The sequence below is a fragment of the Ensifer sp. Root954 genome (genome assembly GCF_001429005.1).
In the GTDB taxonomy this organism is placed as follows: Bacteria; Pseudomonadota; Alphaproteobacteria; order Rhizobiales; family Rhizobiaceae; genus Ensifer; species Ensifer adhaerens.
The window spans coordinates 183,476-209,025 of record NZ_LMJM01000015.1 but is presented as its reverse complement, the minus strand read 5'-3'; the positions used below and the strand labels follow the sequence as shown (position 1 = coordinate 209,025).

Here is a 25,550-nt window from a genome sequence, read left to right as displayed (position 1 = left end):
GGTGCGCCGTGCGAGTCAATAAATACGGGGCTTCCGCGGCCATTTGACGGCAGCTTGCTTCGGTCCCTGCCCGAGTGCTTGTTCCGCAATGCAATAAGCCTGCTGCACTGCCGTTGAAGAAAGCCGGCTACGCAATCCATCCACAGCTTCCGCTGTTGTTTGCTGTACTTGGCATTGTTGAGACTTACGTAATAGGTTTAAAAAAGATCGAGCCGAAGCGGCGGACGGGATTCGGGCGATTCGGCCTCATGGGCGAGGTATTCGGAACACATGCCGGCAAAGACTGTCAAAGCGGCGATCGACGAACTGCGAAACGCAGTGCAATCCCTGGAGAATGCGATCGACGGTCGGTTTGACAGGGAGCGGGACTTCAGCGAGTTCGAGGGCGAGGTGCGACGCGTCAACACCGACCGGTCGCGGCTGGCGCAGGAACTCGATCAGTCGCAGTTCCGGGCAAACCGGCTCGAGGAGGTCAACCGTGAGGTTTCCCGTCGCCTCGTGACGGCGATGGAAACCATTCGGGCGGTGCTCGACCGCTAGGAACAAGCGACATGGCGCAGGTGACAGTTTCGATCGATGGCAAGGCCTATCGCATGGCCTGCGAGGAAGGGCAGGAAGATCATCTGATCGAGCTTGCCACCAATTTCGATCAGTATGTCGGACACCTCAAGACCCAGTTTGGCGAGATCGGCGATCTGCGCCTGACCGTCATGGCCGGCATCATGGTCATGGACGAGCTCAGCGAGGTCAATCGCCGGCTGAAGAACCTCGAAGCCGAGGTCGGCAACCTGACGAATGGGCGCGACGCCGCGCTTTCGGATCAGCTGAAGAACGAGGAGGCGCTGGCCTCGGCGCTCAGCGAAGTGACCCAGCAGATCCACGGTATCGCCGCCAAGCTGAACGGCCGCCCCACGACGCCGTCGAGCTGACAAGGTTTCGTCGGCGAGCCACTGGCGCGAAGCACCGAGACACTTTATATATCGTATGCGGTCTGCGCTCCCCGACAGGAACCACAATCCCCGGGGCCATACTCGATCCTAAGGGAGCTGTCCCTGTCCGGACCCGTGGGTTCGGACACATGGCGCCCACCTACTTTGTAGGCACCCGGGATCGTAAAATATCCATCGGTTGTGTGGATCGCACTTCTCCCTCTTTCCGTTGCTCATTCACTCCCCGGCAAAGGCCCGGCGGATGGCGTCGGCCATGGCCTCGACGATCCGGTCCTTACCGTTTCCGGCCTTTGAAATCCGCAGCACGACATTCGAGTGATCGATCACCGTGTAGCCGTCATCAGCGGTCAGTTCGCGGCAGCCGGCCGGAATGCTGCTGCGGGCAAGCGGCGCGATGGCGAGGCCGGATACCACCGCCGCCATCAGGCCGCCGCTGGTGCGGCTGACATAGGCGACGCGGTTGTCGATGCGGCATTTCCTCAAGTTGCGCTGGGCGAGGTCGTCGCACCAACCGCCTTCGAGATAGGTATAGGTCGCGATCGGTACCGGGCGGCGCTCGTCGGTCCGGTGCTGCTCCGACGTCACCCAGACGGTCGGATCCATCATTAGCACCTCGTTCCTCGTCTTTCCGCCGGGCTCGAAGACGACGGCAAGGTCGATCTCGCCCGCTTCCAGCGCTGCGACATTGGTCATCGACGCGCCCTGCTGCACGGTCACTTCGACGCCCGGGTGGATGGCGGCGAAACTGCCGAGCGCCTTCGGCAAGGTCGAGTTGATGTATTCCTCCGGCAATCCGATCCGGACCGCGCCGTCGAGCGCGGGTTGGCGGAGCGCGGCGGCCGTGTCGTCGAGCAGGGTAACGATGCGCCTGGCATTGTCGACGAGCCGCAGTCCCTGCGGCGTCAGCACCACACCGCGCGAATGGCGCTCGAACAGGGCGTCGCCGAGCACATCCTCGAGCTTCCTGATCTGCATGCTGACGGCCGACTGGGTGCGCCCGACGATGTCTGCGGCGCGCGTGACGCTGCTGGTATCGACAACCGCGAGAAAGGTTCTGAGCAGATCGCTATCGAGGGGAAGGGGCATGGCTTCAACCATCAGATTTTCTGATGACAGTCATGCTTGCAATTCGTTTGTCAGATGTCAATGCGAGGACGAAGATCGTCCCGTCAGATCATCTTGCGCCCGAGTCCTTACCATGAGCGTGCTTGCCGTTCTCGCCTTTTCCGAAACGTTCGTTACCGCCCGACGCAGGGCAAGGCAATGGACTGTCGATTTGCTGTTTGTCGAGGCGCCCGTCGAGGTGCCGGCAGACAAGCCGTGGCTGCTGCGCGATGTCGGGATCTCGGCAGGCGACCCCGACCTTCGGCAGCGGGAGCGGATCTTGGGGCAGGTGGTCTATCGGTCGCACTGGATGCTCTAGGCCGCCCCCGCGCCAATCCTTACGAGATGAGATCGAGCCTTGCGGCACGAAAGACGGCTTCAGCCAGATTGCCGGCCTGCAGCTTGCGCATGGCGTCTTCCAGCGCGCGGTCGATCCGGTCGAGCGGAATGTCGGTTTCGCGCATCATGTCCTGGCGCGTGCGGCCGCGGGCTGCAAGCGTCAGGCAACGCAGTTCCAACGGTTCGAGTTCTTTCATCTGGTCCTTCATGGACGTCGGCTTTTCCACTGCTGCCTGCAGGAGCGCGTCCATACATCGAACGCGGGCATTAGTTCCTGCTAATTATTTGAAATCGCGTCTTTATTTGCATGCGCTCGCCAATGCGCGAAAGCGGAACCGTCGTCCATGATGAACGGAACGCTAATGCTGTGCCGAACCGGGAAGCCGCTGGCAGTGCTGTCGCAAACCGCGGCAAAAGCGGCGATGCGGGTGAATGTGCACTGGCGACATCGGGTATATAGGCTGGTGATTGAGCCGGGAATCGGCGAGAAAGTGACGGGTTGTGCCATTTCGGGAGGAGAATTCGTCCGCGACGATGGCATGAGGCAGGAGAGGGCACGATGTCACCGAAAGACCTGAAGGCGGCGCTGCGCAACGAGCGGCTGGCATTGCGCGATGCGATGCCCGCGGAGATACGCATCGAGGCGAGCCTGACCATGGCCGACCATGCCGGCGACGTCATTGCGCTCGATCCGGGCCACATCGTTTCCGGCTTCTGGCCCATCCGCTCCGAGGTCGATATCCGGCCGCTGATGGCGCGGCTGAAGAGCCGTGGCGCCCGGCTCTGCCTGCCTGTGATCATGGACAAGAAGACGATCGTCTTTCGCGAACTGCTCGATGGTGTCGACATCATCTCAACCGGCTTCGGCACGACGGGGCCTGGCCCGGATGCGCCGGTGCTCGACCCGGATATCATGCTCGTGCCGCTTTCTGCCTTTGACGCGACCGGTCACCGGATCGGCTACGGTGCCGGTTATTACGACCGGGCCATCGACCGGTTGCGCAACAAGGGGCATCTGCCGAAACTGATCGGCATCGCGTTCGACTGCCAGGAGGTGGCTGCCGTGCCGGCCGAACCGCACGATGTGGCGCTGGATGCCGTTCTCACCGAGAGCGGATTCCGGCATTTCTAGGTCATTGACGAAGCTGAGCGACGGCCCGGCGCTTTGAAATCGCGCGGGCCGAGGCGGAAGATTGGTTCGCGATCCCGCGCGGAATCGATCTTGGGCGTTTCCTGTCGGCCCAGGATCGTGTAGACGCTCTACCTCTTTGTTTTACGCAGGTCCGGCCGCCACAACCGCTGACGCGCTTCCGCCGGAACTGCCCTGGTGGGATTTGAGCGAGCATGAGGCTTCTGTTTCTGGGAGATATGGTGGGCAAGACGGGCCGCACGGCGGTCTGGGAGCGGCTTCCGGGACTGATCGGCGACCTCAAGCTCGATTTCGTCATCGTCAACGGCGAGAACGCCGCGGGCGGCTTCGGGATCACCGAAGACATCTTCCTCGAAACGATCAACGCCGGCGCCGACGTGGTGACCACCGGCAACCACGTCTGGGATCAGAAGGAAGCAGTGGTCTTCTGCGAGCGGCACGACCAGTTCCTGCGCCCGGCCAACTATCCGGCCGGCACGCCCGGCCGCGGATCCAACCTGTTCTTTGCCCGCAATGGCGCGCGCGTGCTGGTCGCCAACGTCATGGGCCGCGTCTTCATGCATCCCGAACTCGACGACCCCTTCAAGTCGGCCGAGGCCATCCTCGATGCCTGCCCGCTCGGCGAGCAGGCGGATGCGATCGTGTTCGACTTCCATGCGGAGGCGACCAGCGAGAAGCAGTGCTTCGGCCATTTCGTCGACGGTCGCGCCAGCCTCGTCGTCGGAACGCATACGCACGTGCCGACCGCCGATCACCAGATCCTTAATGGCGGCACCGCCTATATGAGTGATGCCGGCATGTGCGGCGACTACGATTCCTCGCTCGGCATGGACAAGGAAGAGCCGCTCAACCGCTTCATCTCGAAGATGCCGAAGGGGCGCTTCGAGGCGGCCTCGGGTCCGGCCACCATCTGCGGTCTCGGGGTCGAGATCTCCGATCGCACAGGGCTCGCCGAGAAGATCGCGCCGCTGCGACTTGGGCCGAGACTGGCGGAAACGATCCCGGATTTCTGGTCTTAAGGCCAAGTCAGGCGGCATTCTGAACGCAGCGCGAAGCTGCGCGCGGGCACCTTTGGTTGTCCCGTATCGCCTTATTGGAATTGATTTTTTTCAAGGTGACAACCCCATCAAATGATGGCAGGTTATCGCGAAATCACGCCGGGCCGGGGCGTGATGTATTCGTGGGTTTTTGCAGAATGAATGGTGTGCGCAGTCCTGGATTGCGGGCATGTGCTGTTGTCGCTGCGCCACGGGCAATTGCTCGCTGCCCAGCGAATTTGACCTGACAGCGTTCGCGGGCCGAAGGGCGCAAGGCTGCTGTATCATTTGATTGCTTGTGTGACTTTGCCTCTCGGATCGCTGCCGATCCGAGGATTTGTGCGGAGCGGGACGGGTAATGCGGCTGTTTTGCGCACAGGCCCCGCTCTGAAATATTCAAAGCGATCGCGGTGGTCTGGTCGATTGGCTGCCCCTCGTGATCCAAGTGCATTCGGAGGGCATGCATGTTGTCTCAGTGGCATTTGCCGATGATCGTCGGCGCTTCTCTTTCCCTTCTATCCGCAATCGGTGCCCAGGCGCAGGACGCGCAACTGCCCGTGGTGACCGTCGCCAAGCCGGTCGTGCGGGACGTCATCGACAGCGACGAGTTCATCGGCCGTTTCGAGCCCGTCGACGAGGTGCAGGTTCGCGCCCGCATCGGCGGCTATCTCGACGAGGTCAATTTCACCGATGGCGCCCTGGTGAAGAAGGGCGACAAGCTCTTCGTCATCGACCAGCGGCCCTATCGTACGGCTCTCTCTCAGGCCGAATCGACGCTGGAATCGGCGCGCTCGTCGCTGGAATTCGCCGAGGCCCAGTTCAAGCGGACGCAATCGCTGACGGGCACCGGCACGCTTTCGGTCTCGACGCTCGACGATCATCGCCGCGAACTCCTGTCGGCGCAGGCGCTGGTGCGCGGCGCGGAAGCGGCGGTCGAGCGTGCCAAGCTCGACCTTGACTACACCACCATCACCGCGCCGCTCAGCGGCCGCGTCGACCGGCGCCTGCTGTCGACGGGCAATCTCGTCCAGGCTGACCAGACGGTGCTGACGACGATCGTGTCGCTCGACCCGATCGATTTCTACTTCGACGTCGACGAACGGCGGCTGCTTTCCTATGCACGGGTCGCGCGCGAGCGCGGCAGCGCGCTGCAGGAAGGCGGCGGCTCGCTCGAAGTGCTGGTCACCATCGCCGACTCGCAAGAGGAGCCGTTCAAGGGCAAGCTCGACTTCGCCGAAAACCGCGTGGATCCGCAGAGCGGCACGATGCGCGTGCGCGCCCGTCTCGATAACCCGAGCCTCGTGCTGCAGCCCGGTCTCTTCGGCCGTGTGCAGATCGAAGGCTCGAACACCTACAAGGCCGTCCTCATTCCGGACGAAGCGATCGGCGCCGACCAGAACGAGCGCATCGTCTATGAGGTGACCGGGGATGGAACGGTGGTGACCAAGCCCGTGCGTCTCGGCCCGAAGCTGCATGGCTACCGCGTCATCCGCTCCGGCATGACCGGCGACGAGACCATTGTCGTCAACGGTCTGATGCGGGCGCGGCCCGGCACCAAGGTGAAGCCCGAGACGGTGCAGCTTCCCCCCGAAGCGCAAGCAGCGGGGGCGGCGCAATGAGGTTTGCTCACTTCTTCGTCGACCGGCCGATCTTCGCGTCGGTGCTGTCGATCGTGCTGCTGATCGTGGGCAGTATCGCCTATTTTCAGCTTCCCGTGGCGCAGTACCCGGAAATCGCCCCGCCGACCATCGTCGTTCGCGCCGCCTATCCGGGTGCTGACGCCGATACCGTTGCCAACACCGTCGCGACGCCGCTCGAACAGGAAATCAACGGCGTCGAGAACATGCTCTATATGTCCTCCTATTCGACCGCCGACGGCTCGATGGCGCTGACGATCACCTTCAAGCTCGGCACCGACCTCGACCAGGCACAAGTGCTGGTACAGAACCGCGTGTCGATCGCGGAGCCGCGGCTGCCGGAAGAAGTCCGGCGGATCGGCATCACCACGGCCAAGAGTTCGCCCGACCTGATGATGGTCGTGCATCTCTTGTCGCCGACCGAACGCTATGACCAACTCTACGTCTCGAACTATGCGCGCACCCGCATTCGCGACCTGCTCGTCCGGCTCGATGGCGTCGGCGACGTCATCCTGTTCGGCGAGCGCGAATATGCGCTGCGTGTCTGGCTCGATCCGGAGAAGCTGTCGGCCTATGGCATGACGGCCGGTGACGTGGTGCAGGCTTTGCGCGAGCAGAACGTGCAGGTTTCCGGCGGTTCGATCGGTGGCCCGCCGGCGCCGGGCGACAGCGCGTTCCAGTACACGGTCACGACGGACGGCCGCTTCAGCGACGCGCGGCAGTTCCGCTATGTCATCGTCAAGGCGACGGAAAGCGGTCGCCTCGTGCAGCTGCAGGACGTCGCGCGTGTCGAGCTCGGTGCTCGCGAATACGTCAACAACAGCTATCTCGACGGCAGCCCGGCGGTGGCGCTCGGCATCTTCTCGCGGCCGGGCACCAATGCGCTCGACGCCGCCGAGCAGATCCAGAAGGTGATGACCGACGTTTCCAAGGACTTCCCTGACGGGCTCGAATACCGCATCGTCTACAACCCGACAGAGTTCATCTCGGAATCGATCAACGAGGTCTACAAGACGATCGCCGAGGCGGCCATTCTCGTTGCCATCGTCGTTCTCGTCTTCCTGCAATCGTGGCGCACGGCGATCATCCCGATCGTCGCAATCCCCGTGTCACTCGTCGGCACCTTCGCCTTCCTCTATGCCTTCGGTTTCTCGCTGAACATGCTGACGCTGTTCGGCCTGGTGCTGGCGATCGGTATCGTCGTCGACGATGCGATCGTGGTGGTCGAGAATGTCGAGCGAAATCTCGCGCGAGGGATGACCCCGCGCGAGGCGTCGCATGTGACCATGGACGAGGTGGGGGCGGCCGTCATCGCGATCTCGCTGGTGTTGACCGCGGTGTTCGTGCCGACGGCCTTCATCCCCGGCATCGCCGGCCAGTTCTACCTGCAGTTCGCCGTGACGATCTCGGTCGCAACGGTGATTTCCGCCTTCAATTCGCTGACACTGTCACCGGCGCTGGCGGCTATCCTGTTGAAGCCGCACGAGAACGGCCATCATGAAAGCCGCAATCCGCTGACGCGCTTCGGCAAGGCCTTGGCGAACGGCTTCAACAACGGTTTCGACCGGATGGCGTCGGGCTATGCATGGGTCGTGCGCAAGCTCGTCTCGACGAAGGTGGCGCTGGCCGCGGCCCTTCTCGTCTTCGTCGGGCTGCTGGGGGCCACCTGGTACATGGCGCAGATCGTGCCGCGCGGCTTCGTGCCGACCATGGACCAGGGCTATGCGATCGTCGTCATCCAGCTGCCGGACGGCGCCTCGCTCGACCGGACGGACGCCGTCGTCAAGCGGGCCTCGAAGATCATCCAGGACGTGCCGGGCGTGAAAAGTGCTGTCGCCTTTGCCGGCTTCAACGGTGCGACCTTTACCAACGCGTCCAATTCGGGCGTGGTCTTCGCCTCCTTCGAAAGCTTCGAAGAGCGGCTGAAGAACGGGCAGGGGGCCAACCAGATCATCGGCCAGCTCTATGGCAGCCTGCAGAGCATCCAGGAAGCCTTCATCATCGCCGTGCCGCCGCCCTCGGTGCGCGGCATCGGCAACTCCGGCGGCTTCAAGATGCAGATCATGGACCGGCAGAGCTCCGACATGCGCCGCGCGCTCGGGCTTGCCTACCAGATGATGGGCGCTGCCAACCAGACGGACGGGTTGACCGGGGTCTTCACCACCTTCTCGGCCTCCAGTCCGCAATACTTCCTGGCGATCGACCGCGACAAGGCGCGCACACTCAACGTGCCGATCCCCAACATCTTCGAGGCGCTGTCGATCAACCTCGGTACGTCCTACGTCAACGACTTCAACGCCTTCGGCCGCGTCTACCAGGTGCGGGCGCAGGCCGACCAGCAGTACCGCGTCGAGCGCGACAACATCCTGGCGCTGAAGGTGCGCTCGGCAACCGGTGCGCTGGTGCCGATGGGTACGCTTGTCGAGATCCAGGATACGGCCGGTCCGACGCTGGTGCAGCGCTACAACATGTACGTCTCGGTGCCGATCCAGGGTAACCCTGCGGTCGGTGTCTCGACCGGTACGGCTCTCGACAAGATGGAGGCGCTCGCCGCCCAGATCCTGCCGCAGGGCACGACCTTCGAGTGGACGGAACTCGCCTACCAGGAGCGCCAGACAGGCAACACCGCGGTGTTCATCTTCGCACTGTCGGTCGTCTTCGTGTTCCTGGCGCTGTCGGCCCAGTACGAAAGCTGGGTTCTGCCGCTGGCGATCATCCTGATCGTGCCGCTCGGCGTGCTGGCCGCATTGGTCGGCGTGTTCATCCGCGGGCTCGACAACAACGTGCTGACCCAGATCGGGCTCATCGTTCTGATCGGTCTTGCAGCCAAGAACGCGATCCTGATCGTCGAGTTCGCGCGGCAGGGCGAAGACGAGGGCAAGACGCCGATCGAGGCGGCGGTGGAAGCGAGCCAGCTGCGCCTGCGCCCGATCCTGATGACCGCCTTTGCCTTCATCCTCGGCGTGGTGCCGCTGATGATCGCGACCGGCCCGGGTGCCGAAATGCGCCAGTCGCTCGGCACGGCGGTGTTTTCGGGCATGCTCGGGGTAACGTTCCTCGGCCTGTTCCTGACGCCGGTGTTCTACGTCGCGCTCCGGTCGTTCCGGCGACGCAAGGCGGCGGTGAGCGAACCGGCGCCGCACCCGGCCGAATAGGGCAGGCCGGACGATAACCTGACGAATGCCCCGGCAGCAATGCCGGGGCATTCGGCTTTGACGAGGCTATCGTTACCTTATCGGCCTCAGGGTCGGTGACGTAAACGTGAGCACCGCCTGCCGTTTGTAACTGGACGTGGCCGGGCCCTTGAACAATTCTTTCCGCGCCCCGTGACGCCACCGTTCGGTCGAGCGAAGGCAAAGGCTTCCATTCGCTGTTCAATACCTGCCCGCCGCGTGCCCCCAAGGCCCGAGGTCAGGCGGCAAGTGAGAGAGGTGAAGGCTGATGCTCCGGTACTTTGTCTACACATTCGCCGCCATATGGTTCATCCACGCGTTCTGGCCATCGGTCGCCCATGCGCAGCAACAGCCGCGCCCTGTCAGCCAATGCCAGGCGATCGCCGAAACGCTCCCCCAGGCAACCTTTGCCAGTTTCTCGCCCGCGGCTGCCACCAAGGGGCAGACGACGGTCGGCGAGGTGACGATCAGCTATCTCGGCCATTCCACCTTCCTGATCGAGACGCCCGGCGGCGTCTCGATCGCAACCGACTATAGCGGCTGGTATGCACCGTCGATGCCGCCGACGGTCGCGACCATGAACAAGGCGCATTCGAGCCACTACACGCTGACGCCGGATCCGGCGATCAAGACCGTGCTGCACGGCTGGAGCGATAGCGGCCAACCGGCGCGCCACGATCTCGTGGTCGGCGACGCCTACATCCGTAACGTGACGACCGACATCCGCGCCGGCGGCGGCGCCATGGAGCACGACGGGAACTCGATCTTCATCTTCGAGGTGGCGGATCTCTGCATCGGCCATCTCGGCCATCTGCACCATGAACTCGATGACAGCCACTACAGCCAGATCGGCCGGCTGGACGTGCTCATGGTGCCTGTCGATGGCGGCCTGACCATGGGTGCCGAGAGCATGAGCCGGGTGGTCAGCCGGCTGCGCGCCTCGCTGATCCTGCCGATGCACCGCCGTGGCCCGCCGATCGACGCCTTTCTGGACATGTTCGGGGACGACTACGACAAGCGTTACGCCGACAGCGCCAGTATCAAAGTATCCCTGCGTTCCTTGCCAAGCAAACCACTGATTTATATCCTCAAGGGCGTTTGAACATCCTGGGATCGCCCGATGAAGTTGCTCGTGGTTGGCGTATCGTTCTTTCTCTCCTTCTCGACTCTTGCCGAGGCCGGTGGCGCGCCGCCGCCGCGCATGCCGTCTCCCGAGGGGCAACAGCCGCAAAGCCAGCCGGAGACCACGGTCCGACCGGCGGGTGAGCCGGAGATCTTCGCGATGCCCTCGGGCAATATCGGCTGTATCTACACGCCGGCTGGCGGCACGTCCGTCTATCAGCCCGCCGATGGCGGTCCGGAGCTGGCCTGCGATATCGTCGCGCCGCGTTATGTCAGGGCGACCCTTGGCCGGGCGGGAGCCGCCACGCTCAATCACGCCGTCGGCGATCCCAGCTGCTGTTCGACTGGGACTGTGCTCGACTATGGGCAAAGCTGGTCGCGAGGGCCGTTCTCCTGCGTGTCGGAACGCACTGGCCTTTCCTGCCGCCGTGACGACGGACACAGCTTCCTCTTGAGCCGCGCGCAGGTCTCGGCCAACTGAAAAACCGCCCCCCGGCTGGACGGAAAGCGGCAATAAAACTATAAGGCGCCCCATTCCATTCAAATTAATGCATGCAGAGGGTGCCATGGCTGGCCATTCACAGTTCAAGAACATCATGCACCGCAAGGGCCGTCAGGATGCGGTGCGCTCGAAAATGTTTTCCAAGCTCGCGCGCGAAATCACGGTTGCCGCCAAGTCGGGCATGCCCGATCCCGCGATGAACGCGCGCCTGCGCCTGGCGATCCAGAACGCCAAGGCGCAGTCGATGCCGAAGGACAACATCGAACGGGCGATCAAGAAGGCCTCCGGCGGCGACGCGGAGAACTACGAAGAAGTCCGCTACGAGGGGTATGGCCCGGGCGGCGTTGCCGTCATCGTCGAAGCCTTGACCGACAACCGCAACCGCACCGCCTCGAACGTGCGCTCGACCTTCACCAAGGCCGGCGGCGCGCTCGGCGAAACCGGCTCGGTTTCCTTCTCCTTCGATCGCGTCGGCGAGATCACCTACAAGCTCTCCGTCGGTGACGCCGACAAGGTGATGGATGCGGCGATCGAAGCGGGTGCCGACGACGTCACCACTGACGAGGACGGCCACACGATCATCTGCGGTTTCGAGGCGATCGGCGAAGTGTCCAAGGCGCTCGAAGACACGCTCGGCGAAGCCGAGACGGTCAAGGCGATCTGGAAGGCACAGAACACCGTTCCGGTCGATGAAGAAAAGGCGCAGTCGCTGATGAAGCTCATCGACATCCTTGAAGACGACGACGACGTCCAGAACGTCTATTCGAACTTCGAAGTCTCGGACGAGATCCTGGCGAAGCTGTCGGCCTGATTGGGACGACCGTCGCTCGCAGAATTTTCACCCGCGTCCGAAAGGCCGCGGGTTTTTCTTTGGATGGCCCGATGACCTATGAATTCGCGATCTTCGATTTCGACGGCACGCTTGCCGATACGGCGGCGAGTTTCATGACGGCGTGCAACGCGGCTGCACGGCGCTACGGCTTCCGCGAACTCTCGGTCGAGGAGTTCCAGTCGTTGCGCACCATGGGCAGCCGCGAGATCATCGCGCATCTCGGCGTGCCCGTTTGGAAACTGCCGCAGATCGCCACCTTCATGCGCCGTGCCATGGCGACTGAAGCGGCAAGCGTCCGGCTGTTTCCGGGCGCCGCTGAGCTTCTCTGGAAATTGAAGGCGGCGGGCATCGGCATTGCGATCGTGAGTTCGAACGCGGAGCAGGGTATTCGCGCCGCACTCGGCGAGGCGGCAGCGACGATTGATCTCTTCGAATGCGGTGCCGCGCTTTTCGGCAAGGCACAGCACTTCAAGCGTGCGATCCGGCACTCCGGCCTCGATGCGGCTCGCATCCTGGCGATCGGCGACGAGGCGCGCGATATCGATGCGGCGCGAAAGGCGGGCGTGGCGGCCGGTGCGGTTGCCTGGGGCTATGCCGACCCGGTCTTCCTGCAAGGGCTCGGGCCGGATCGGTTCTTTGCCAATCTGGAAGAGATCGCACCCGCTTTCGGGGCGATCTGATCGGCCGGCTTTACGCCGCCTTGGCGAGATCGCGCTGGGCGTCGGCGAAGAGGCGAAGCGAATTCAGCCGCGCCTGCATGTCGAAGATCGGCATGGAGATGATCAGTTCGTCGGCCTTTGTCTGCTCGAGGAACGCCCCGATCTTGCGCCGGATCGTCTCTGGCCCTCCGACCACCGCATACATCATCGAATGGTCGACGAAGATCTTCTCGTCATAGCTCCAGAGCCCATCCATCGACTGGACCGGCGGCGGAAACTGCCCGCGCGCGTTGCGGCGCAGGGCCACGAAGGATTGCTGCATGGAGGTGAAGAGGTAGTTCGCCTCCTCGTCCGTATCGGCGGCAACCCCCATGACGCCGACCATCACCTGCGGCTTGGCAAGGGTCTCGGAGGGGGTAAAGCGCTCGCGGTAGATCTCCAGCGCCGAGAGCAGCATGTCCGGCGCGAAATGCGAGGCGAAGGCGAAGGGCAGGCCGAGCATGCCGGCGAGATGGGCGCTGAAATGGCTTGAGCCGAGCAGCCAGATCGGCACATTGGTGTCGGCGCCGGGCACGGCGATGATCTTCTGGTCCTCGGCGACGGGGCCGAGCAGTGCCTGCAGTTCGACGACGTCGTTCGGGAAGTTGTTGCCGCTCGCCTCCATGTTGCGTCGGAGGGCCTGGGCGGTGCGCATGTCGGTTCCGGGCGCACGGCCGAGGCCGAGGTCGATGCGGCCGGGGTAGAGGGCGGCGAGCGTTCCGAACTGTTCGGCGATGACAAGCGGCGAGTGGTTCGGCAGCATGATGCCGCCGGAGCCGACACGGATCGTCTTCGTCGCTGCCGCCACGTGCGAGATCACGATCGAGGTCGCCGCACTGGCGATGCCCTTCATGCCGTGATGTTCGGCCAGCCAGAAGCGGGTGTAGCCGTTCTCCTCGGCCGCCTGGGCCAGACGACGCGAATTCTCCAGCGATTGGGCGACGCTGCCGCCTTCAGTGATCGGGGAAAGATCGAGGACGGAGAAAGTCGCCATGGCAAAGGCCTTTATTGAGAGAAATTGATGCAAGGCTATGTAAGCTCAATTTTCCTCAATCCAAGGCCGGTGCCGAAGAAAACCTGAGGCCGCGCCTCAACTGTGCGTATGTTTTTGTTTTGTTCACTTTTTGCTGGCAGCGTCCGGACTGACATCATAGGGTGAAATTCATGCAGACCACGATTCGCATCATCGGCATCGATCCGGGGCTCCGTCGTACCGGCTGGGGCATCATCGAGACGCTCGGCAATTCGTTGCGTTTCGTCGCCTCGGGCACGGTGACGTCGGATGGTGACATGGACCTCGCCTCCAGACTTTGCCAGCTGCATGACGGCCTTGCCGAGGTGGTGCACAGCTATCAGCCACACGAGGCGGCGGTGGAGCAGACCTTCGTCAACAAGGACGCGACAGCGACGCTGAAACTCGGCCAGGCGCGCGGCATCGCCATGCTGGTGCCGGCACGCGCAGGCCTCAGGGTCGCCGAATATGCGCCGAACGCGGTCAAGAAGGCGGTGATCGGTGTCGGCCATGGCGAGAAGCAGCAGATCCACATGATGCTGAAGGTTCTGATGCCGAAGGCCGAGTTCAAGGGCAACGATGCGGCGGACGCACTGGCGATCGCTATCTGCCATGCCCACAACCGGCAATCGGTGACGAGCCGGCTTGCCGCATTGATGGCGTAGTTGCGCCCGACACGATAATTTCCGATGGTCCGATGACCATCCAGAACCCACCGCGAGAGACGCCACATGATCGGCAAATTGAAGGGTACCATCGACGAGATCGCCGAGGATCACGTCGTGCTCGATGTGCATGGCGTCGGCTACGTTGCCTTTTGTTCGGCGCGCACGCTGTCCAGGCTCGGATCGGCGGGCGAGGCGGCGGTGCTCTTCATCGAGACGTATGTGCGCGAAGACCAGTTGAAGCTGTTCGGCTTCCTGACGGCGCTGGAGCGGGAATGGTTCCGGCTGTTGCAGAGCGTGCAGGGGGTCGGCTCGAAAGTGGCGCTGGCCGTGCTTTCCACCCTGACGCCGGGGGAATTGGCCAATGCGATCGCGCTGCAGGACAAGACCTCCGTCTCCCGTGCGCCCGGTGTCGGGCCCAAGGTGGCGGTGCGCATCGTCACGGAACTGAAGAACAAGGCGCCGTCCTTCGCCGGCGAGATGTCGGCCTCGATCGGCCTCAAGCAGGAGCTTGGCGAAGGCGTCGCCTCCGCGCCGGTTTCCGATGCGGTTTCGGCGCTCACCAATCTCGGCTACTCGCGCGACCAGGCGGCCAATGCCGTTGCGGCGGCCTTGAAGAACGGCGGCGAAGGCGGCGACAGCGCCAAGCTCATTCGCCTTGGCCTGAAAGAACTGGCGCGATGAACGCTTGCCTTGGCTGGGCACAGAAGGCAGAACGCATCGTGCCCGGCATGATGACGGGTTGCAGCGCTGAGCTGCCCGACCGAATGGAACGAACGCATGACTGACGCCGCACGCCTGATAACGCCGGAAAAGCGCGGTGAAGACCTCGATGCGACCATGCGCCCGCAGACGCTGGATGACTTCACCGGCCAGGCGGAAGCGCGCGCCAACCTGAAGATCTTCATCGAGGCGGCGAAAAACCGCGGCGAGGCGCTGGACCACGTGCTCTTCGTCGGCCCTCCCGGTCTCGGCAAGACGACGCTGGCGCAGATCATGGCCAAGGAGCTCGGCGTCAATTTCCGCTCGACTTCCGGCCCTGTGATCGCCAAGGCCGGCGATCTCGCGGCCCTGCTCACCAATCTCGAAGAGCGCGACGTGCTCTTCATCGACGAAATCCACCGGCTCAATCCGGCCGTCGAGGAAATCCTCTATCCTGCGATGGAGGACTTCCAGCTCGACCTCATCATCGGCGAAGGCCCGGCGGCGCGGTCGGTGAAGATCGACCTTTCGAAGTTCACGCTGGTGGCGGCAACCACCCGCCTCGGGCTTCTGACGACGCCGCTTCGCGACCGTTTCGGCATTCCGGTGCGGCTCAATTTCTACACGGTCGAAGAGCTGGAATCGATCGTCCGGCGTGGCGCCCGGCTGATGGGCCTCGGCATGACCGACGACGGCGCCCGCGAGATCGCCCGCCGCGCCCGCGGTACGCCGCGCATCGCCGGCCGGCTGTTGCGCCGCGTGCGCGACTTCGCCGAAGTGGCGCGTGCCGAAGCCGTGACCAAGGAGCTCGCGGACGAGGCGCTGACGCGGCTGCTCGTCGACAATATGGGCCTCGACCAGCTCGACCGGCGCTACCTCTTCATGATCGCGCAGAACTTCGGCGGCGGTCCCGTCGGCATCGAGACCATAGCGGCGGGCCTTTCGGAGCCGCGTGATGCGATCGAAGACATCATCGAGCCCTATCTGATCCAGCAGGGCTTCATCCAACGCACGCCGCGCGGCCGTATTTTGACCGCCAATGCCTGGAAACATATCGGCCTTAATCCCCCCAAGGAGATGGAGGCGACCCAGTTTCGCCTGACATTAGAGGACGACGACTAGATGATCAGCCGCCGCGGATTGTTGAAACTGATCGGCGGCGGTATCGTCAGCATGGCGGCACTGGGCGGCTACGCCTTTGCCGTCGAACCTCTGGCCCGGCTGAACGTCACCCGATACAAATTGACGCCACCCAATTGGACACCGGGCCTCAAGCTGCGCGCCGTCGTGCTCACCGACATCCACGCGTGCGAGCCCTGGATGCCGGCAAGCCGTATCGCTTCGATCTGCCGGCAGGCCAACAGCCTTGGCGGCGATATCACGCTGCTGCTCGGCGACTATGTGGCCGGGATGAACCTCGTCACCAGCTATGTGCATTCCAGCGAATGGTCGAAGGCGCTGGCCACACTCGAGGCGCCGCTCGGCGTCCACGCAGTCATGGGCAATCATGACTGGTGGGAAGACCGGACCGCGCAGAAGAACGGCGGCGGGCCGACCTTCGGGCACAAGGCGTTGCAGGACGTCGGCATCAACGTCTATAGCAACCGGGCGGTGAGACTGGAGAAGGAGGGGCAGGGCTTCTGGATCGCTGGCCTCGAAGATCAGCTTGCCTTGGTGCCCGGCAAGAAGTGGCAACGCAAGCGCATGAGCGGTCTCGACGATCTCGACGGTACGCTCGCCCAGGTGAGCGATACTGATCCGGTCATCCTCATGGCGCATGAGCCGGATGTGTTCCCGCGTGTTCCGTCGCGTGTCGCGCTGACACTGTCGGGCCATACCCATGGCGGCCAGGTGCGGTTTCTCGGCTATGCGCCGGTCGTGCCCTCGCGTTTCGGCGAGCGTTACGCCTACGGCCATGTGACCGAGAACGATTGCAATCTGATCGTTTCCGGCGGTCTCGGCTGCTCGCTTGCGCCGGTTCGCTTCGGCATGCCGCCGGAGATCGTGGTGATCGATCTCGGCTGAGCGACAAATTCCAGGTTCGTCCGGTCTTGCGCTGAAAGAGCCTGGCATCAAGACGACGCCAGGCCTGTTTGCTTCCGCCCGCCCGCTCTGTTGAGCCGAGCAGGGCGCCCGTTTGTCACGGTGCGTCAGGCGGCCCTGATGGCTCCGCTTCGCACTGCGCCCCGCAGGCCGGACGCCACCTCATAGGTGTCGGTGACCAGCAGCAGGCCGTCCGCGCACTGGTACCATTCCCCCTCGCTCATGCTCTTTACCGACGCACTGAGTGTTGCCAGTTCAACAGAGCCGGGCGGTGTGCTGATGATCCGTTCGGCGACCCAGCTATCGAGCCAGGCCTGGTTTGCCGGCGAAACGGCCTCGAGCGCGATTTGCGGGTGCTGGTCGAAGTACGTCTGGACGGCCAGGTTGGTTGGCGCGATGACGATCTGGTCAAGATTGCTGTCGCCGAGCGCATCGATCACACGAGAGTTTTCCAGCGCTGCCAGGAAGGTGTCGGTCTTGCCGTCCCGACCGGTCGAAGAGGCGAGGGAGCGCAATGTCTCCAGTATCGTCGGCAGCGGCGGAATAACCTCGATGTCGCTGGAGCCCGTCCTGGTAAGGGACTGGTAGACGAGATCGATCTCGGGCGTGAACGACCGCTTGCGAATGCCGCGCGTCCAATTGAACTCGAAGTCCACTTCGAAGCGCCCTTTGAAGTTGGGTGTCGCGCCTTGCGGGACCTCGATGATCGCGGCCGCATTCCAGATGTAACCGGCATAGGACGGGCGACCGGGATTTGCCGGCACTCCCGCCGAAACCCAGCCGACATGGGGCAATCTCGCCTGCCACTCGATCGATTGCGTTGCGGGGCGTGCCGCAAACGAAACCTCGGAGGCCGTGAAGCTGACACCGACATTGGCGCTGAGCGAGGCGCCGCCCTTCGGGCCTTCCTTGCTGTATTCGGCGCTGAGCTCGCCGCCGATCGAGAAACTGATCGTCGCCTGCTCGACGGTGCTGTTCGGCCCGAACGTTACGAGCCGCGCCTGCTGCGAGTTCGTCTCGAGGCGCAGCTTCATGTGATTGGCGTAAAAGCCGACCGATACCCAGTTGGACGACGGAGTGGATGGCGAACCCTGGATGCCGTGATAGACATCCCCGACGACGAGGTAGTAGTCGCGCGTCAGATTCTGGTTGCCGCGCATCAGCTTGTAGACCGAAAGCAAGGCGTTTGCAGTCAAGGTTTGCGATGAGGTCTTGACCGTGCCCCAGCCGAAATCCTTGCCGCCATTCGTTTTCCATTCACCGTTCAAAGTGCCGACAAGCTTCCAGACTTCAGGATTCAACGTCTCGATAGGCATGATTGATTTCCTTCGAAGCGCCGTCGATCGACGGGAGGGTTGAGCTTTTTGCACGGACCGGAACCGTTCCGCGCAGCCAACATAGCTCGGATTTTCGGCGGCAACCTGGGGTATTAAATTGTAAATTAATACCCCTTAAAGGAGTCCTTGATCGACACAGAACGGCTCTACGCAGCGTCTCAGCCGAGCAGCTTTTCGATCGTCTCGTGCAGCCGCGGGAGCCCGCCCGGCGTCCAGCCGAGCGCGCGCAGACGGCCACAGTCCATCGCGTTGAATTCGGTCAATGCGGCCGGTTCGGGCAGGTCGTTCATACAACCGGTGATTTGGCGAACGATTTCCAGAATGATGCTGTTGTCGACGAGGATATCGGAGACGTTGAAGACCGAAACCGGCAAGCGGCGCGTTTCCGCTTCGAGCACGAGGCGCACGGCGGCTGCGACATCGTCGCCATGCACTTCCGTGCCGGCCCGCGGTGCAACCGGGCGGCCCTGCAGATAGTTGTCGAACAGGGCCTGCCATTTGTGCGACGCCCCGTTGCCCGGTGCTCCGTAGACGCCGGTGACGCGTAGGCTTGCTGTCCTGAAGTCGTCCGTGCCCAGCAGTTCTAGTTGCCGCTCCGCCGCAAGCTTGAGCGCGCCATAGAGGCTCTCGGGATGGCAGGTCGATCCCTCCGACAGCACGGCGCCTGCTGGGTGCGTTCCGTAGACGGCGCGGCTCGACAGGAAGATGCAGCGACCTACGCCCTGTTCGCGTGCCGTTTCGAAAAGCCGGACCGAACCATCGAGATTGGCGCGGCGGAAGCTCTCGGGATCATCGCCTTCGCCGCCTCGATATCGGCCAGGGATGTGCTGGAAGGCGGCATGGACGAAACACTGGACATTGCCAAAGGCCGCGCTGTGATCGCTCGTCGGATCGAGCGACAGGGGCACGAAACCAACAGGCCCGCTGAAGAAGGTGTTTGGGGCCCGCGTGCGACCGCCGATCACAACCTCGTACCCCGCCTGCAGCAGATGTTCGACGATGAAGCGGCCGACGAAGCCCGTGCCGCCGGAGACAAGCACGCGGGTCATCGGCGGACCGGGTTGGTGAGCGATGCGATGTCCGGAATATCGTCTCCTGTCAGGTAGCCATGCCAGAGATCGATAAGCGGCTGCAGGGCCTCCCAGCGCGGATGATCCGTCTCCCAGGGCTTTTCATACTGGTAATGCAGCACGCCGATTGAGCCCCAGTCCCAGAGTTCGGGCAGGTTGAACCAGACATACTGCAGCATGTTCATCGTCACTGGCAGACCGTGCCAGTCCGGGAAGAAGGCTTGCAGGAAGGTCTGGTCGGTGCGCGGCCAGAAGGCGTCCGGCGCGTCAAGCTGGGTGATCATCCTGTCGAAGGTCGCCATTGACGGTTCGGCGACGAAGACGCCGGAATTCAGCCGATGAAAGTCCGCAAGGCTTTCGTAGACATTGGGGGCAGCGGAGAATTCCGGATAGGCAAACAGCCGGTCGATGTTCCGGAGCACGACCGCATCGGCGTCGATGAAGACGCAGCGCCGATATTCGGTAAGCTGCCAGAGCCGGAGCTTGCAGAAGTTGTCGAGCGGCGAGTGGAAGTCGGGCTTTCGGCCTTTCGTGAAGGGCGCCTTGTCATGCACGTTCCGGCGCTGGTGGCGCGCGTTGAAGGCGTCGGAAAGCGGCAGAAGGTCGGTCTCCACCAGCCGGCAGCCGAATTCGGCAAGCGGCGCCAGTACATCGACAGAAACGCCGCCCGTGTGCAGCACGACGATATCGGCCCTCGTGCCCGTGCGTGTTATGGAGCGCGCCAGTGCGCGGGCGCCAAGCGCATAATCGGCATTGGTGACGAGCGTCACATAGGCATGGTCGGCTTGGGGAGGCGAGGAGGGGCGGAGCCCCTCCGAAGGATCGTTCGATGTCATGAAACGGATTTCAGCCGCTTGCCCTCTGGGTCGTGGTTGATCAGCGGCGCGATGTCCTTGGTCCAGGCGGAGACGGCGGGCACGCGCGTTCTGTCGACACGATAGGCGAATTTCTTGGCGACATCGACGATTTCCGTGAGAAGCCCGTCCTGGAGCCGCGTCGGGTTGAGACCGAGGCTCAGGAATTTCTCGTTGTGCACGACGAGTTCGTTCTCGGCAGCTTCCTTGCGCGGGTTCGGCAACCGGGCGATCTCGGCCCCCGATATCGAGGCGATCATTTCGGCGAGATCGCGCACCCGGTGGGTCTCGGTCATCTGGTTGAAGATCTCGACACGGCTGCCGCGCGCCGGTGGGTTCGTGAGCGCCAGCTCGATGCATCGCACCGAATCCTGGATGTGAATGAAGGCGCGGGTCTGGCCGCCGGTGCCGTGCACGGTCAGCGGATAACCGATTGCCGCCTGGATGAGGAAACGATTGAGCACGGTGCCATAGTCGCCGTCATAGTCGAAGCGGTTGATGAGCTGGGCGTGGCGGCGCGTCTGCTCGGTATGCGTACCCCAGACGATGCCCTGGTGCAGGTCGGTGATCCGAAGCCCGTCGTTCTTGGCATAGAACTGGAAGAGCAACTGATCCAGGCACTTGGTCATGTGGTAGATCGAGCCGGGATTGGAGGGGTAGAGGATCTCCTGGCTGACGGTCTCGCCGCCCATCGTTTCGATGCCGACAGGCAGATAGCCCTCGGGGATCGCCGCGCCGATGGTGGAGTAGCCGTAGACGCCCATGGTGCCGAGATGCACGAGGTGGGCGTCGAGGCTGAGTTCGACCAACGCGTTCAGAAGATTGTGCGTGGCGTTGACGTTGTTGTTGACCGTGTAGTTCTTGTGGCGGTCGCTTTTCATCGAATAGGGCGCGGCACGCTGTTCGGCAAAATGCACGATGGCGTCAGGGCGATGGCCGGCGAGCCAGTTCTTCAGGAGTTCGTAGTCGCGTGCGAGATCGATCAGGTTGAAATGGATGCGCCGGCCGGTTTCGGCATGCCAGATACGCGTGCGTTCCTGGATCGAATCCATCGGCGTCAGCGATTGCACGCCCAGTTCCGTATCGATCCATCGGCGGGAGAGATTGTCGAGGATATGAACGTCGTGACCGGCATCGGACAAATGAAGGGCCGTGGGCCAACCGACGAAACCGTCGCCGCCGAGAATTGCAATCTTCATGCACGTTCTCCTGATCGCAAAGGAAGTCCGTCACGTGATAGGATAGGATTGTGACAAGGCTGCAATGCTTGCAAACGGCTTTTTGTTCCTGCACAGGAAACGGGAAATTCTTTCGGAGAAAAGTATGTCCCTGATTTCGCTCGCAGGCGAACTGACCGAAAACGGCCATCAGCTGATCCAGCGCGTCTATTACGAAGACACCGACTTTTCCGGCGTCGTCTATCACGCCCGCTACCTGCATTTCATGGAGCGCGCCCGCACCGATTTCCTGCGGCTGCTCGGCGTCGAGCAGGCAACGCTGGCGATCGAGGGCGACAGCGAAGGCCTCGTCTTCGTCGTCCATCGCATGGAGATCGACTTCAAGCTGCCGGCGCGCATGGATGACATCCTGACGATTACCACCGTCACCGAGAAGGCCGGCGGCGCCAAGATGGTGCTGCAGCAGGAGATCCGCCGCGGCGAGCAGTTGCTGATCGCCGCCAAGGTGATCATCGCCGTGATCAACGGCCAGGGTCGGCCACGGCGGCTGCCCGAGGCGCTCGCCTACAAATTCCATCATGCGAAGGAGAGCGCGGGCTAGGGCTCTCCTTCAGTCGAACGGAGACACGGCGCCCCTTCCAGGGGCGTTTTTCGTTGGTGGACGCGCGTTTTCACTGCATTCGATTCAGTGCATTGACAATAATACGTACGTACGTATTATTTCGCCATGTCCAGAAAATCGATACGTGAAAACCTTCTGAAGGCGGGCGATCAGCTCGTATGGAACACAGGCTACGCCGGGACCGGCGTACGCGACATCGTCGAGGCTGCGGGCGCCCGCCCTGGGTCCTTCACCAATCACTTCACGTCCAAGGAAGACTTCGTCATCGAGGTGCTCGATCGCTACTTCGCCTATGTCTCGGGCCTCGTGGAAGAGGCGCTTGGCGACAGAAGCGCGCGCCCCGTCGACCGGTTGCGTCGCTACATCGACCTCATCACCGGCAAGCTGGCTGACGCCGACTACAGCCGCGGCTGCATGATCGGCAATCTCAGCCTCGAAGCCTCCTTCGACAATGAACGGCTCAGGGCGCATCTGTCGAAACTCTTTGCGACATGGCGCCGTCCCTTCGAGGCCTGCATCGCCGAAGGGCTGGAGAAGGGCGAAATCGCTCCGCTCGGCTCGGCGGCCGAGCTTGCCGACTTCCTGCTCAGCGCCTGGCAGGGGGCCATGCTGCGCATGAAGGTCGATCGCAGCCCGGCGCCGCTTGTAACGTTCAGGACGATCGTTTTTTCAACCGTGTTTGATGGAGGGAAGCATGCGTGAAGAGGCATTCGCAGCGGGCAAGTCATTCGTCGACATTTTCGGATCGTCGATGGCCTATATCGAAAAAGGCACGGGACCGACTGTCCTGTTCCTCCACGGCAACCCGACGTCGTCCTATATCTGGCGGAACATCTTGCCGCATGTGATTCCGGTCGGGCGCTGCGTTGCACCGGATCTGATCGGCTATGGCCATTCCGACAAGCCCGATATCGACTATTCCTTCCTCGACCAGTTCCGCTATCTCGAAGCCTTCATCGAAAAGGTCGCCCCCGGTCCACTTTTCCTGGTCGCGCAGGATTGGGGAACGGCGCTTGCCTTCCACTTTGCCGCACTCAATCCGGAGAAGGTGCTCGGCCTCGCCTTCATGGAATATATCCGGCCGGCTGAAACTTATGAGGCGTTTCATCAAAAGCCTCAGGCCCGCGAACTGTTCAGGGCGTTCCGAACTGAAGGCGTCGGCGAGCGGCTGATCCTGGAGGAAAACGTCTTCATCGAACGGGTCGTACCGAACGCGATCCTGCGTCAACTGAACGACGAGGAAATGGCTGCTTATCGGGCACCGTTTCCGGATCCATCTTCCCGCCGCCCCGTGCTGCGCCTGCCGCGCGAACTGCCGATCGAGGGCGCGCCTTCTGAGTTCTACTCTATCAGTACGGCAGATCACGCCACGCTTCGCGCCTCAGGATATCCCAAGCTGTTGTTCTCGGGCGACCCTGGTGCGCTCATCTCGCCGGCGGAGGCGGAAGCTTATGCCGACGAGCTTGCGAATTGCCGCCTGGTGAAACTCGGCGCGGGCGCGCACTACCTGCAGGAGGATCATCCGCACGCGATCGGGACGGCATTACGCTCGTGGATCGAGGGATTGCGCGGGGCGTCGGCGGCCTAGTCCGCCTCGTTCACGCCGATTTTGCCCAGGATAGTCTTGGTCAGGGATTGCCTGATCTTGGACACATCCTGCCAGGGGTCTGCGCCATTTTCGATTCGCTCGAGGATGTCCGGGATGTGGAAGCTGTTGGCCGACTTGAAATCGGCAAGTTCATCCCAGTTGATGGGCGTCGCCACCGGTCCGTCAGCGCGCGCCCGGGTCGAGTAGGGGGCAATGGCGGTCGCGCCGCGCTCATTCCTCAGCCAGTCGATGAAGATGCGTCCTTTGCGCTTTTCCTTCGACATGGTGGCGATGAACCGGTCCGGTTCGCGATCGGCGAAACCTTGCGCAAAGGTCTTGGCGAAGGCCTTGGCTTCCGGCCAGCTGGCGCGGGCCGTCAGCGGCACGATGACGTGGACGCCCTTGCCGCCCGTGACCATCGGAGCCGATTTCAGCCCGATCTCGTCGAGCGCATCGCGCAAGGCCACGGCCGCACCCTTGACCATCTCGAAGTCGAGACCCTCGTCAGGATCAAGGTCGAAGACCAGTCGATCGGGGATCTCCAGCTTGTCGACATGCGATCCCCAGATATGGAACTCCAGCGTGCCCATCTGGACCGCAGCGACCAGCCCCTTGGCGTCGCGCACATACATGTAGTTTTCCGTTTCGCCGGAGCTTTCCTCGACGGGGACTTCCTTGATCTCGTCGGGAAAACCGTCGCTCGCATGTTTCTGGTAGAAGCGCGGACCCTTCACGCCCTGCGGCGCACGCACGAGCGACAGGAGACGCTCGGCGGCATGGGGCAATATGCGATCGGCGACGACGGCGTAGTAGCGGGCGAGATCGAGCTTGCTGATGCCCTGGTCAGCAAACAGGACGCGATCCGGATGGGTGATGCGCACCCCAAGCACGGTTTCGTCCGATATGGCTTGCTTCGCCTTTGCCGGCTTTGCTGCTTTGTCCTTGGGCTTCGTTGCGGTTTTGGATGTTTTGACTGTCACGGCCTTCGCCTCCTTGTCCTCCCCCTTGGAGGTCCAGACATGCTTCTTGCGTTCGCCCTTCCCATCGGCAATCTCGGCCATGGTGCGGCCGGTGCTGACGCTCGTCAGATGGTCCTCCAGCAGAACGTCGCCATCCTCGGCGGCAATTTCGTCACCCTCCTTGATCAGCAGCCAGTTCTCGCGCTTTTCACCGGGGCGTGACCGCATCCGCACCAATGCCCACCCGCCTTGCATCCGCTGACCGTGAAGATGGAATGTTAGCTTGCCCTCGCGCAAGCCCTCGTCCGGATCGTTTTCCGGCTCCCACCAGCCGGTGTCCCACAACATGACGGTGCCGCCGCCATATTGCTTTTCGGGGATTGTGCCTTCGAAATCGCCATAGGCCAGCGGATGATCCTCGGTTCTGACAGCTAGTCGCTTGTCTTCCGGATTGAGGCTTGGTCCGCGGGTGACCGCCCAGCTCTTCAAGACACCGTCCCATTCCAGCCGCAAGTCGTAGTGGAGCCGGGTGGCGTCATGCTTCTGCACGAGAAAGCGCATGCGGCCGGACCGGCCGCGACCAAGCTTGCCCTTTGGTTCGCGCGTCTCGCCGAAGTTGCGGCGTTTGTTGTATTCGGCAAGCGGGCTGCGAAGGGACGCCATCACCCGCCTCCACGGAGACCCCGGACGGTCGGCGCGTCTTTAGCCAGAATAGCGGACCGGGCCGCATCGAGGGCGAGGACCCGTTCGATGCGAACAATGTCCTCCTCGGTCACCACGGGAACCGGATCGGAGATGATGGCCTGGAGGATTTCCAGCGATACGACGCCGTGGGCGAGTGCATCCTCCAGGGCGGCGCGGGTTTCCCGCTCGGCCTTGAGCTCGGCGTAAAGGGCGAGGATCAATCGGTCCCGGGGATCAAGATCCGGTGAGGACTCTCCTTCGCTTCGTTGTCTTGTCGTTCGTTGGGCCATCC

27 protein-coding genes and 1 other RNA gene are annotated in these 25,550 nt (G+C 62.9%); 19 read left to right on the top strand and 9 right to left on the bottom strand.

All coding sequences use genetic code 11. From position 1 onward, the window contains the following. Positions 1-270 precede the first annotated feature (270 nt). From ASE71_RS09990 to ssrS, 3 genes are all read left to right on the top strand, one after another. Positions 271-540 (top strand): DUF4164 domain-containing protein, encoded by a 270-nt coding sequence (locus ASE71_RS09990; protein ID WP_034806184.1) that lies wholly within the window; start codon positions 271-273, stop codon positions 538-540. 11 nt (positions 541-551) lie between these two features. After that, on the top strand, positions 552-929 hold the full coding sequence (locus tag ASE71_RS09985; protein WP_034806187.1) for a cell division protein ZapA: 378 nt from the start codon (positions 552-554) through the stop codon (positions 927-929). Positions 930-985: 56 nt separating this feature from the next. Beyond that, positions 986-1,143: non-coding RNA, 6S RNA (gene ssrS, locus ASE71_RS09980), on the top strand. Positions 1,144-1,166: 23 nt separating this feature from the next. Here ssrS and ASE71_RS09975 read toward each other — a convergent pair. Continuing rightward, complete coding sequence (locus ASE71_RS09975) at positions 1,167-2,036, bottom strand: LysR family transcriptional regulator (RefSeq protein WP_089044562.1); 870 nt, start codon at positions 2,034-2,036, stop codon at positions 1,167-1,169. 112 nt (positions 2,037-2,148) lie between these two features. Here ASE71_RS09975 and ASE71_RS09970 point away from each other — a divergent pair, with 112 nt between their 5' ends. Next, positions 2,149-2,373, top strand: coding sequence for a hypothetical protein (locus ASE71_RS09970; RefSeq protein ID WP_060518600.1), 225 nt, complete (start codon positions 2,149-2,151; stop codon positions 2,371-2,373). Positions 2,374-2,392: 19 nt separating this feature from the next. Here ASE71_RS09970 and ASE71_RS09965 read toward each other — a convergent pair whose 3' ends face one another. Beyond that, positions 2,393-2,590 carry a transcriptional regulator gene (locus tag ASE71_RS09965; RefSeq protein ID WP_234798710.1) on the bottom strand — a complete coding sequence of 66 codons (198 nt, stop codon included), beginning with the start codon at positions 2,588-2,590 and terminating at the stop codon, positions 2,393-2,395. A 362-nt stretch (positions 2,591-2,952) separates the two neighbouring features. On the opposite strand from ASE71_RS09965, the gene ASE71_RS09960 reads away from it, so the two are divergent. From ASE71_RS09960 to ASE71_RS09925, 8 genes are all read left to right on the top strand, one after another. Beyond that, entirely contained in the window at positions 2,953-3,525 is a 573-nt protein-coding gene (locus tag ASE71_RS09960) for a 5-formyltetrahydrofolate cyclo-ligase (RefSeq protein WP_034806194.1), read from the top strand. Between the two features lie 212 nt (positions 3,526-3,737). After that, a complete protein-coding gene (locus tag ASE71_RS09955) occupies positions 3,738-4,562 on the top strand; it encodes a YmdB family metallophosphoesterase (protein WP_034806196.1) in 825 nt (274 codons plus the stop codon). A 482-nt stretch (positions 4,563-5,044) separates the two neighbouring features. Next, complete coding sequence (locus ASE71_RS09950) at positions 5,045-6,199, top strand: efflux RND transporter periplasmic adaptor subunit (protein WP_034806198.1); 1,155 nt, start codon at positions 5,045-5,047, stop codon at positions 6,197-6,199. Beyond that, complete coding sequence (locus ASE71_RS09945; protein ID WP_060518598.1) at positions 6,196-9,372, top strand: efflux RND transporter permease subunit; 3,177 nt, start codon at positions 6,196-6,198, stop codon at positions 9,370-9,372. The genes ASE71_RS09950 and ASE71_RS09945 overlap by 4 nt, the downstream gene beginning before the upstream one ends. A gap of 283 nt (positions 9,373-9,655) precedes the next feature. Beyond that, a complete protein-coding gene (locus ASE71_RS09940) occupies positions 9,656-10,492 on the top strand; it encodes an MBL fold metallo-hydrolase (RefSeq protein WP_113544657.1) in 837 nt (278 codons plus the stop codon). 18 nt (positions 10,493-10,510) lie between these two features. Next, entirely contained in the window at positions 10,511-10,993 is a 483-nt protein-coding gene (locus ASE71_RS09935) for a hypothetical protein (RefSeq protein ID WP_090299744.1), read from the top strand. Between the two features lie 85 nt (positions 10,994-11,078). After that, the gene (locus ASE71_RS09930) at positions 11,079-11,825 is read left to right on the top strand and encodes a YebC/PmpR family DNA-binding transcriptional regulator (RefSeq protein WP_043625539.1); all 747 of its coding nucleotides are present in this window, start codon (positions 11,079-11,081) and stop codon (positions 11,823-11,825) included. Between the two features lie 71 nt (positions 11,826-11,896). Continuing rightward, positions 11,897-12,526 carry an HAD hydrolase-like protein gene (locus ASE71_RS09925; RefSeq protein ID WP_034806206.1) on the top strand — a complete coding sequence of 210 codons (630 nt, stop codon included), beginning with the start codon at positions 11,897-11,899 and terminating at the stop codon, positions 12,524-12,526. 10 nt (positions 12,527-12,536) lie between these two features. Here ASE71_RS09925 and ASE71_RS09920 read toward each other — a convergent pair whose 3' ends face one another. Next, positions 12,537-13,538, bottom strand: coding sequence for an LLM class flavin-dependent oxidoreductase (locus ASE71_RS09920; protein WP_060518594.1), 1,002 nt, complete (start codon positions 13,536-13,538; stop codon positions 12,537-12,539). A 170-nt stretch (positions 13,539-13,708) separates the two neighbouring features. Here ASE71_RS09920 and ruvC point away from each other — a divergent pair, with 170 nt between their 5' ends. The 4 genes from ruvC to ASE71_RS09900 all read left to right on the top strand — a co-directional run bounded on the left by ruvC (position 13,709) and on the right by ASE71_RS09900 (position 16,948). Then, on the top strand, positions 13,709-14,221 hold the full coding sequence (ruvC, locus tag ASE71_RS09915) for a crossover junction endodeoxyribonuclease RuvC (protein WP_034806209.1): 513 nt from the start codon (positions 13,709-13,711) through the stop codon (positions 14,219-14,221). A 66-nt stretch (positions 14,222-14,287) separates the two neighbouring features. Next, entirely contained in the window at positions 14,288-14,905 is a 618-nt protein-coding gene (gene ruvA / locus ASE71_RS09910; protein ID WP_034806211.1) for a Holliday junction branch migration protein RuvA, read from the top strand. Between the two features lie 96 nt (positions 14,906-15,001). Continuing rightward, positions 15,002-16,045 (top strand): Holliday junction branch migration DNA helicase RuvB, encoded by a 1,044-nt coding sequence (gene ruvB / locus ASE71_RS09905; protein WP_034806214.1) that lies wholly within the window; start codon positions 15,002-15,004, stop codon positions 16,043-16,045. Continuing rightward, complete coding sequence (locus ASE71_RS09900; RefSeq protein ID WP_034806217.1) at positions 16,046-16,948, top strand: metallophosphoesterase; 903 nt, start codon at positions 16,046-16,048, stop codon at positions 16,946-16,948. It begins immediately after the preceding gene. Between the two features lie 125 nt (positions 16,949-17,073). On the opposite strand, the gene ASE71_RS09895 is transcribed toward ASE71_RS09900, so the two are convergent. The 4 genes from ASE71_RS09895 to ASE71_RS09880 all read right to left on the bottom strand — a co-directional run bounded on the left by ASE71_RS09895 (position 17,074) and on the right by ASE71_RS09880 (position 21,426). Further along, complete coding sequence (locus tag ASE71_RS09895) at positions 17,074-18,282, bottom strand: hypothetical protein (RefSeq protein WP_060518592.1); 1,209 nt, start codon at positions 18,280-18,282, stop codon at positions 17,074-17,076. Between the two features lie 179 nt (positions 18,283-18,461). Then, on the bottom strand, positions 18,462-19,352 hold the full coding sequence (locus ASE71_RS09890; RefSeq protein ID WP_060518590.1) for an NAD-dependent epimerase/dehydratase family protein: 891 nt from the start codon (positions 19,350-19,352) through the stop codon (positions 18,462-18,464). Next, positions 19,349-20,209, bottom strand: coding sequence for a glycosyltransferase (locus tag ASE71_RS09885; RefSeq protein ID WP_060518588.1), 861 nt, complete (start codon positions 20,207-20,209; stop codon positions 19,349-19,351). Before ASE71_RS09885 ends, ASE71_RS09890 begins: the two co-directional genes overlap by 4 nt. After that, complete coding sequence (locus ASE71_RS09880; RefSeq protein WP_060518586.1) at positions 20,206-21,426, bottom strand: NAD-dependent epimerase/dehydratase family protein; 1,221 nt, start codon at positions 21,424-21,426, stop codon at positions 20,206-20,208. Before ASE71_RS09880 ends, ASE71_RS09885 begins: the two co-directional genes overlap by 4 nt. A 124-nt stretch (positions 21,427-21,550) precedes the next feature. On the opposite strand from ASE71_RS09880, the gene ybgC reads away from it, so the two are divergent. From ybgC to ASE71_RS09865, 3 genes are all read left to right on the top strand, one after another. Next, a complete protein-coding gene (ybgC, locus tag ASE71_RS09875) occupies positions 21,551-22,006 on the top strand; it encodes a tol-pal system-associated acyl-CoA thioesterase (protein WP_034806232.1) in 456 nt (151 codons plus the stop codon). Positions 22,007-22,132: 126 nt separating this feature from the next. Next, a complete protein-coding gene (locus ASE71_RS09870; protein WP_060518584.1) occupies positions 22,133-22,729 on the top strand; it encodes a TetR/AcrR family transcriptional regulator in 597 nt (198 codons plus the stop codon). Continuing rightward, positions 22,722-23,615: a haloalkane dehalogenase gene (locus ASE71_RS09865; RefSeq protein WP_060518582.1), complete on the top strand. Its 894-nt coding sequence runs from the start codon at positions 22,722-22,724 to the stop codon at positions 23,613-23,615. Before ASE71_RS09870 ends, ASE71_RS09865 begins: the two co-directional genes overlap by 8 nt. Here ASE71_RS09865 and ligD read toward each other — a convergent pair. Next, complete coding sequence (gene ligD / locus ASE71_RS09860; RefSeq protein ID WP_060518580.1) at positions 23,612-25,237, bottom strand: non-homologous end-joining DNA ligase; 1,626 nt, start codon at positions 25,235-25,237, stop codon at positions 23,612-23,614. The two genes, ASE71_RS09865 and ligD, sit on opposite strands and share 4 nt — an antisense overlap. Further along, positions 25,237-25,548, bottom strand: a complete 312-nt coding sequence (locus ASE71_RS09855; RefSeq protein WP_060518578.1) for a hypothetical protein — start codon at positions 25,546-25,548, stop codon at positions 25,237-25,239. Before ASE71_RS09855 ends, ligD begins: the two co-directional genes overlap by 1 nt. Between the last annotated feature and the right edge of the window lie 2 nt (positions 25,549-25,550).